Origin of the sequence: Companilactobacillus nantensis DSM 16982 (genome assembly GCF_001435815.1) — a bacterium.
Taxonomy (GTDB): domain Bacteria; phylum Bacillota; class Bacilli; order Lactobacillales; family Lactobacillaceae; genus Companilactobacillus; species Companilactobacillus nantensis.
The window spans coordinates 25,837-34,958 of the sequence record NZ_AZFV01000031.1 but is presented as its reverse complement, the minus strand read 5'-3'; the positions used below and the strand labels follow the sequence as shown (position 1 = coordinate 34,958).

Here is a 9,122-nt window from a genome sequence, read left to right as displayed (position 1 = left end):
CTAAATTCTTGCTTCTTCCGGCTTGTTTATTCTTTGCTTTGGATTAAGAGTAAATTTTGATATTAAGCTTGGTTAATTTTGTGTCAATGATGACTAGAGCATCAGGACTTAAAGTATGTTTTGAGTCTTTCAACCTTTATTTATATGAGTATTAGTAATAAACAATAAAATAAATGTATACGAAATACACGTAGTGTTAGTTTGATTGTTACCACGAATTCTAATTAGAAACCTGCTATAAACGAATATATCGCATTCATTTCAAGAAATTTAAAGTCATAAAAAGATTTCTCAATTCTAAAGATGACATATTTAATTGGGAATTTTGCTGGCAATGGATTAGACATAATGTCATACTGATTCGACACTGTTATGGTGAAAAAACTTAAAATTAAAAAGTGTTAAGATATTTGTAGAAAAAGGGTGATTATATGCGTCATCGTAGGAAAAGTAAGAAACCATTAATTATTACTATCGTGTCTATTTTGGTGATTTTAGTACTCTGTGTCGTTTTTTTCTTCCCGTTGAATAATATGATTCGTAATGCAACCGGAAACGATACGGCGAGTGATAAGGTCGTTAAATCGGAATTGGTTAAGAAAGTTAAATCTAAGAAAACTGGCGATGCTACGAAAGATAAGAAAATCGATCGGGCTGCTTCAGTTTTAGGTAAGAAAAAAATGTCACAAATTATGTCGGCTGCTAATGATCAAACCCAAGCGGCTAATTTAATTGAGAGTTCATCTTCATTATCGAAAGATCAGTCACAAAGAGCAGCGCAAGAAATTTTTTCCAATGATAATTACACCGCATTACGTCAGGCCGTCAGTTCTGGTAATTGGTATCAGGCATATCAGCAGTATCAAAAATTATCTGGCAATGGGCAATTGAACCAATTGCAACAAGATATTAATCAATAATTTCGTCTAAGTCAGGGCAATTCTCGAAATGGATCAAATTATTATTTGATAAAGAGGAAAATCCTTAATTTGACATAAAAATACCGTTTACTCGTATATTTTCGAGTGAACGGTATTTTTTATTGAATTTATGATGTTAAATTCTGGAGTATCTGACACTGAAAAGCCTATAATAATAAATGCAATTATTCCAAGAATAATTTGTTTATTTTTGTTATTTTAAGGTTTCTATAAGAAATCTTTGTTATCCTTATGCTCAGTATTGTCATAGAAAAACGCTTCTATAGGAATATTATATTTATTATGGATCAGTAAGATCTCCTTTTGAGTGAAACCAAGATCGTCGTTTTTTCTACGAATGGTCGATGTGGATTTGCCAAGTAGTTCGGCAATGTCACTCTGCTTGATTTTTTTGAGAGTGAAGTAAGCTTTTAAATATTGATTGTTATACATAATAAATTTGATTTCCCCTATATAAATCGTTTTCCTTAATTTAGGAACAAGTTCATGTTAATCTAGAATTACAAATTTTTCAATAAGTTTTTTGGAAAAAGTCATATTTTGGGTTAAAATATCATATATGAAAGGTATAGGTTGTATTTGACATATGATGACAATTGGAAGATATTTACGTACTAAGAGATTCTTTAAAGAAATGACCTTGCAACAAGTCGTTGATACGGTAAAAAGTGACTACAACTTTTCAACATCAACTTCAGTTTTGAGCGCTATTGAAACTGATAAGAATAAGATTGTCGATGGAGAATTGTTATTCGTATTATCAGATTTGTATGGAGTCGACTTGAACGAATTGCAAGAGTTGATCTTAAAGAACTTGAAAGAGAACAACAGTAGAAGATAGAAGAAATGAGAATAAAGAAGGGCATATCATTTGGTATGCTCTTTTTTGTCTTTAAATAAATAGGTCGACTTCACGCCCTGCGTTTATGTTATTGGATAATATGTTTTTTTGATTTTGATAATAGTTCTTTTAAATATTCGATTACTGATAATATCATTTTCTTTTGTATTAATATTTCAAATGAGAATAAATTATTATTCATTCGAACAAGTTATTATATATATTAAATTGTTTTTTTTAGGTTCTAATTAATATACTGAAGTATAAAAATACATATCAATTATCCCCAAAAAACTAGCCTTCGGGTGCGTATGATAATGCCAGCAGTGATGGTGGTGTTAGTGCTTTAGCACTTACACCACAGGACGTATTTTGAAATTCGCGTACTTTGCGAAGTTCAAAATCGAGACTTGAGACCTTGGCTCAAGTCGGTCCCACAGCAGGCATTATCGTACGCACCCGCAGGCGGAACTCCACCAAAAAGTAAAATTTTTCATATTTATTATAAAATCGTTTATAATGTATTCGAGGAAGTTTAAACATGTTCGGGACATTACCAGTATTGAGGCAAAATAATTTTTGATTGGATGATGAGAAGATGAAATTTTGCGTAGATACAAATAAGAATAACAGTTGGTATATCGGGACTAATGACTATGATTCGAAGATGATAAACAAGTTTGAAACTGTGATGTTCCAAGGTAACGGCTATATGGGGATGAGAGCTGCAGCCGAAGAAAAACAGTTACACGAACAACGTGATATGTTTGTTTCAGGGACGTTTGACGCCTTTCCAAATGAAGTGACAGAGCTACCTAATTTGCCTGATTTGATGAATATGGAGATTCAAATTGATCGCCAAAATCTCAGCTTAAAAGATGGTCAAGTAGCAAATTATCATAAGTATTTAAACATGAAAAATGGTGAATTAACACGGACGTTTGATTGGTTCATCAATGATAAGCGGATTAGCTTTAAATATCGTCGCTTTATTTCGATGCAAAATAAGCATTTATTCGTATCGCAAGTTGAAATTACTTCAGTTGATGATGAACTAAATATTGCGATTAGTTCAGGGATTGATGGTCGTCAGTCAAATGATGAATCACAACATTTGATGGAAGGCGATAAGCGTCTTTATGAAGGTCAATATATTCAGATGCAAGCTGAAACGCAACAATCACATATTGATTTTGTGTTTAATGTCAGACATAAGCTTTATATTGATGAGGTTTTACTGGGTGCTAAGCCTTATATAAACATGAATCGTCGTCAAATTTTTGGTAATTATGATGTTGATTTGCAGGCAGGGCAAACGTTGACAGTAATTAAATACGCCAATGTTTACACGAGTATTGATCAAGATGTTCCAAAAGATACTTTGGCGGTCGATTCAGTGGCAGCTTTAAAACGTGCTAGTTTATGCAATTACAATGAATTGTTACAAAAATCAGAACGTGTTTGGAATAAAGATATTTGGCAAAAAAACTACGTTCAAATTGAGTCCGAGGATGAAAAACCGCAAGTAGCGATTAATTTTGCTCGTTATCAATTAGCAACGAATACGCCAAATGATCCACGGATGAATATTGGTGCTAAAGGAATTACTGGTGAAGGATATAAAGGTCATACTTTCTGGGATACAGAGATTTTTATGTTGCCATATTATATTTTCACAATGCCTGATGTGGCGAAGAATCTTTTGACTTATCGTTATTTAGGATTACAAGGTGCACACAAAAAGGCGCAAGGTAATAACTATCAAGGTGCCCAATTCCCTTGGGAAGCTGCTGATCCGACTGATGGTGAAACAGCACCACTTTGGGGATCGGCTGATATTGTGACTGGGAAACCAATGAAAATTTGGTCAGGATTTATTGAACAACATGTAACGAGTGATATTGTGATTGCCATTATGGATTACTTAAATGCTACTGGTGATCAAGATTTTGCCGAAAACATGGGTTATGAAATTATACTTGATGCTGCTAAGTTTTGGAGTAGTCGACTTGAGTATGATCAAGAACGGGATGTTTATGAAATTAATGATGTGATTGGACCGGACGAATATAAAGAGCATGTTGATAATAATGCCTTTACTAATTACACGGCGCAATGGTGTATTCAAAGAGCCATCAAGGTTTACAATCTCATCAAAGAAGAGAATCCAGAGCTTTATCTCAAATTAAGTAATAAGTTGAATCTCGAAACTACTTATGAAGCCTGGATCAATCAGGTTAATCGTATTTATATACCACAACCAAATATTGAAGGTATCATTCCAGAAGATGACCAATATTTGGCTAGAAAACAGCTTGATGTGACAAAGTTCCAAGTTAATGATCAAGTAAGTACGATTTTTAAATCTTATAATTTAACACAGATTAATGAGATGCAAATTACGAAACAAGCTGATGTGTTGTTATTGATTTATTTATTTGAAAATATGTTTGACGATGATATCAAGCAAAGCAACTGGAATTATTACGAACCTAAAACAACTCACGATTCATCCTTATCGCAGTCGATTCATTCGATTTTAGCGAGTGATTTAGGATTAGCTGATGAAGCCTACAAGTTTTATGAAATGTCCTGTGAGACTGATTTAGGAGTGCATGTTGGCAAAGCTATTCGAGGACTGCACATGGCGGCCTGTGGTGGACTTTGGAATATGACTGTTGAAGGATTCGGTGGTGTCAGAATGGACAATGGTAAATTAAGAATTGAACCACATCTACCAGCTAGTTGGCAAAGTTTGAAGTATCAGATTAATTGGCAAGGCAGTGTTGTTAGAGTTGGCATTGCTGATGAGAAAATGATTGTACAAGTGATTGGTGATGGAATTGAATTTGTTAGTCACGGTCAAGAATATCAAGTTCCAGCCAATGCAAAAATTGAAATTGAAGTACCAGTTGAAGAAACTGTTATGGATTAGCTATTTTTTCGGAGGACCAATATTAAGTTATTGGTCTTTTTTTGATGCCGCAGGAGGTGGCGAAGGATAAAGCCTGCTGTGAGGACCGACAGGAGCCAAGGTCTCCTGTCTCGGTTTTGAACTTCGCAAAGTGCGCAAATTTCAAAACACGTCCAGTGCTGTAAGAACGGCAAAATCGGCCGTCCTAACACCACTGCCACTGCTGGCTTTATCCTTCGCCACCTCCAGCTAGTGTATTTAAGTTTAATTTGGTTGTAAAAAAATTATTATCGTATTCGTATTTGAAAAAAGCTAACTAAGAAAATTAAAAGTATAAAATCAATGTTCAATTATTTATAGCCGTAGAAATAATATTTTGTGTTAGAAATTATCATTAATTATAGTTTTATGATTAAGTGAGTAACTTTAAAATAGACTCAACTAAACCGCTAGCCAAAGAGAGCAAGAAATTTAGGAAGCAGTGCAGGTGGCGTTAGCACTTTAGTGCTTACACCACGGGACGAGTTTTGAAACTCGCGGATTGTGCGAGGTTCAAAATCGAGAGGCGAGACCTTGGCTCGACTCGGTCCCCACAGCAGCATAAAATTTCTTGCTCTCGTTGGCGGCCTCCTCCCAAAATACAACATATTTAATTTCTCATTCTAAGTTAATAAGCACGAATAATGAAAACGTTCTACTTAATTGAACTCAATAGTTTAAAATATAACTAATGCAATAGTTTGGAGGAATTTGTTATGGCTAAAGTAGTGATTATTACTGGAATCTCATCTGGCATGGGTCGGGCGGCTGCTTTGTATTTTCAAAAGCAAGGTTTTGCAGTTTATGGTGGCGCTCGTCGTGTTGAACGTTTGGTTGATTTACAAGAGCAAGGTATCCATACACAAAAGCTGGATGTGACTGATAAATTGTCTATTCGTGGCTTGGTTGATCACGTTATGAGTGAAGAGGGTAACATTGATGTTTTGATCAATAATGCTGGTTATGGTGAGTATGGTCCGTTGGAAGAGGTTCCAATTGAAAATGCTAAACGACAATTTGATGTTAATTTATTTGGTATTGATCAAATAACACAGTTAGTTTTGCCAGTAATGAGACATCAAGGGTTTGGTCGTATCGTCAATATTTCTTCAATTGCCGGGGATGTTTATAGTCCACTTGGCGGCTGGTATCACGCTACTAAAGCTGGCTTGAATATGTGGAGTGATGTTTTGGACAGTGAAGTTCATAAATTTGGCATTCGTTCAGTTGTTGTCCAACCAGGATTAACGAAGTCAGAATGGAGTCAGATTGCTTTAGACAACGCACGTAAGAACTTGTTGGATGATTCTCCATATACTGATTTAGTGGGCAAGTTGGAAAATCTTTTTGGAAAAATTGGTTCAGGTGCCACTTCAGAAGATTTGGCAAAAGTATTTTATGCGGCAGCGACCGATGTTCGTCCTAAACGGAGATATTATCACTCGATAATGGATCATGGCATGGTAATGGTTGCTCGGACAATGCCTAATACATATCGGGCAGTATTAAATAGATTAATGAAATAAAAAGACAATCAAAATACAATTGAAATTGCGTTTTGATTGTCTTTTTTTGGTTTAGTAACTATATTATGGTTAATAATCACTATATGTTTAAACAAATAAAAGAGATGGTTATAATGCTATTTGGAATTGCTACTAAAAAAGATGATGATTGGTGGATTGGGGTAACGGCTCTAGATACGCCTCATCTGAGTAAATATGAATCATTAATGTTCCAAGGCAACGGTTATCTAGGCATTCGTGGGTCCTTAGAAGAGCCATATTTAAATGAGAAACGTGATATGTTCGTCTTAGGAACTTTCGATAAATTTGAAAATGAGGCGACTGAATTACCTAATTTACCGGACATTGTTAATATGGAAATTCAAGTTAATGGCAAATTGTTGAGTTTGAATCATGGCGAAACGACCGACTATCAACGTGGACTGAATTTGAGAAATGGTGAGATTGTCCGGACGTTTAATTGGCAAAGTGGAAAAGATAAATTACATTTTGAATTTCGAAGATTTGTTTCGATGGCAAATTGTCATTTATTTGTTTCTGAAGTTAAAATTACGCCATTATTAGAGAATACGCGGCTGCAGATTAAATCAGGCATTGATGGACAGCAGACGAATAGTGGAACACAGCATTTTATTGAAGCAAATAAGCGGCTTTTCAACGCTCGTTTTGTCCAGATGCAGACACGTACCCAGAATTCCTTAGTTAAATTTGCCTTAACCGAATATCACCGTCTCTTTTTAAACACGACTGAATTGACTTTAAATCCACGGCTACAGTTGGAACGTCGGCAAATCTTTGCTAATTATTCAATTGAAGTGGAAAAAGGTCAATGTCTGACTTTTGTTAAGTATGCCAATGTTTTTGCCAGCAATGATAAAGACTTACAAGTCAATGTTTCAAAGGATTGTCTAAAGCAATTGGAACATGTAGGACGTGAGGATTATCAAAAATTGTTGGCCGATTCTACGCGAGTTTGGTCTGAAAAAATTTGGCATGACAGTTTTGTGGAAATTTCTTCGCATAATAATAAACCACAAATTGCTGTTAACTATGCCCGTTATCAATTGTTCGCCAATGCGCCGTGTGATTATAGTAAAAATATTGGTGCCAAAGGGATGACTGGTGAAGGGTATAAAGGTCATGCTTTTTGGGATACTGAAATTTTTATGATGCCATTTTTTATGTTGAATATTCCATCATATGCACACAATTTATTGATTTATCGTTATTTGAATTTGATTGGTGCTCGTAGAAAGGCGCGTGAAGGTGGTTATCACGGTGCTCAATATCCGTGGGAAGCCGCAATGCCAGAGGACGCGGAATCCGCACCACTATGGGGTAGTGCCGATATTATTACAGGCGAACCGATGAAAATTTTATCTGGTGAAACTGAGATTCATGTAACTAGCGATGTGGCCTTTGGTGTTTATCAATATATTAAGAATACTGGTGACTATGAGTTTGCTAGACGCATGGGTTATGAGATTATTTTGCAGTGCGCTAAGTTCTGGGCTAGTCGTGTAACTTGGAACGCCGAAATAAATCAATTTGAAATTATTGATGTAATCGGTCCAGATGAGTATAAGGAACATGCTTCCAACAATGCTTTTACTAATTATATGGTCCACTGGTGTATGAAAAAGGGTGCCGAAATTATTACCGATTTACGCCAAAATGATTTGATGACTTACGATAAATTGGATCAGAAAATGGATTTATCAAAGTTAGTTAAGGAATTGATTCAAAAAGCAGCCAAACTTTATTTACCACAACCAAATAATGATGACATTATCGCTCAAGATGATAATTATTTGTCATATCAAAAAATCAATGTTAATAAATATCGCACTTCCGATAATGTTTCCGAAATTTTTAGAGATTTTGATTTGAAACAGTTGGATAAATTACAAGTAACGAAACAAGCAGATGTTATGTTGTTGTTGCTGCTATTTGAAGATAAGTTTTCCAAAGATGTGATTAAGAAAAACTGGGATTATTACGAACCCAAAACCATTCATGATTCATCATTGTCATTTTCAACACATGCAATTTTAGCCAATGATATTGGACTTTATAATAAAGCCTTCGAATACTTTGAGAAGAATTGTCAGATTGATCTAGGAACCAATATGAATTCATCAGTTAAAGGAATTCATATGGCGGGATTAGCCGGCACGTGGAAAGTTGTAATTGAAGGATTTGGTGGTGTTAGAACAGTCAAAGGTCAGTTACATATTCAGCCGCATATTCCTAGCACTTGGAATTCTCTGAAATATTCGATTGTTTGGCAGGGTAGTAAGATCGATGTATCTGTAACCCATAAGTGTTTTTCAGTGACATCGGATGGAAAAATAAAATTTGTTTATCATGGTCATGTTTATAATGTTGAACCGGAAGAACGTATTTTAATCGGTATTTGAGGTGGGGTTCCGCTTTTGGGAGCAAGACTAATTGCTTTTAATATTTTTTCCAAACTGATGGGTTCGTTCAATTCTTATCTTACTCAACGGTAATACCTAAATTTTTCAAAAAGTCATCTGCGCTTTGTGGTTTAGATGTCTTAAGAGTTCCAGTAACAGCTTGATCAATTACAGATTGCGTTTCTGGTGAAACATAGTCTTCACTTAAATATTGATTAGCTAATTTCTTGGTCTCCATGACCATATATTGATTGAGACTAAGTCCATATTCTGCACGTACCATTTTTTCAGCATTCTCTTTGTCATAGGAGTCTAGTGTGATTTGCATTCTTTTTTTGTCCATTGTCAGTCACCTCATTGCATTCATATTATACGAGTAAAGTACTCAAGATTCGATGAATTAGCATGAAAGTTGATGACCTACAACTTTAGTTTCTATCT

Annotated in this window: 7 protein-coding genes; 5 read left to right on the top strand and 2 right to left on the bottom strand. The window is 35.1% G+C overall.

Annotated elements, in window-relative coordinates:
* Positions 1 to 431: 431 nt before the first annotated feature.
* Positions 432 to 920, top strand: coding sequence for a hypothetical protein (locus tag FD31_RS11620; protein WP_057892951.1), 489 nt, complete (start codon positions 432 to 434; stop codon positions 918 to 920).
* Positions 921 to 1,148: 228 nt separating this feature from the next.
* Here FD31_RS11620 and FD31_RS11615 read toward each other — a convergent pair whose 3' ends face one another.
* Positions 1,149 to 1,373, bottom strand: coding sequence for a helix-turn-helix domain-containing protein (locus FD31_RS11615; RefSeq protein ID WP_057892950.1), 225 nt, complete (start codon positions 1,371 to 1,373; stop codon positions 1,149 to 1,151).
* A gap of 154 nt (positions 1,374 to 1,527) precedes the next feature.
* Between FD31_RS11615 and FD31_RS11610 the strand changes: the two genes are divergently transcribed.
* From FD31_RS11610 to FD31_RS11595, 4 genes are all read left to right on the top strand, one after another.
* Entirely contained in the window at positions 1,528 to 1,782 is a 255-nt protein-coding gene (locus FD31_RS11610) for a helix-turn-helix domain-containing protein (protein ID WP_057892949.1), read from the top strand.
* Positions 1,783 to 2,380: 598 nt separating this feature from the next.
* Positions 2,381 to 4,717: a glycoside hydrolase family 65 protein gene (locus tag FD31_RS11605; protein WP_057892948.1), complete on the top strand. Its 2,337-nt coding sequence runs from the start codon at positions 2,381 to 2,383 to the stop codon at positions 4,715 to 4,717.
* A 734-nt stretch (positions 4,718 to 5,451) separates the two neighbouring features.
* Positions 5,452 to 6,261 (top strand): SDR family NAD(P)-dependent oxidoreductase, encoded by an 810-nt coding sequence (locus FD31_RS11600; protein WP_057892947.1) that lies wholly within the window; start codon positions 5,452 to 5,454, stop codon positions 6,259 to 6,261.
* Positions 6,262 to 6,374: 113 nt separating this feature from the next.
* The gene (locus FD31_RS11595) at positions 6,375 to 8,681 is read left to right on the top strand and encodes a glycosyl hydrolase family 65 domain-containing protein (protein WP_057892946.1); all 2,307 of its coding nucleotides are present in this window, start codon (positions 6,375 to 6,377) and stop codon (positions 8,679 to 8,681) included.
* A gap of 79 nt (positions 8,682 to 8,760) precedes the next feature.
* Here FD31_RS11595 and FD31_RS11590 read toward each other — a convergent pair whose 3' ends face one another.
* Entirely contained in the window at positions 8,761 to 9,024 is a 264-nt protein-coding gene (locus FD31_RS11590; RefSeq protein ID WP_057892945.1) for a hypothetical protein, read from the bottom strand.
* Positions 9,025 to 9,122: the final 98 nt, after the last annotated feature.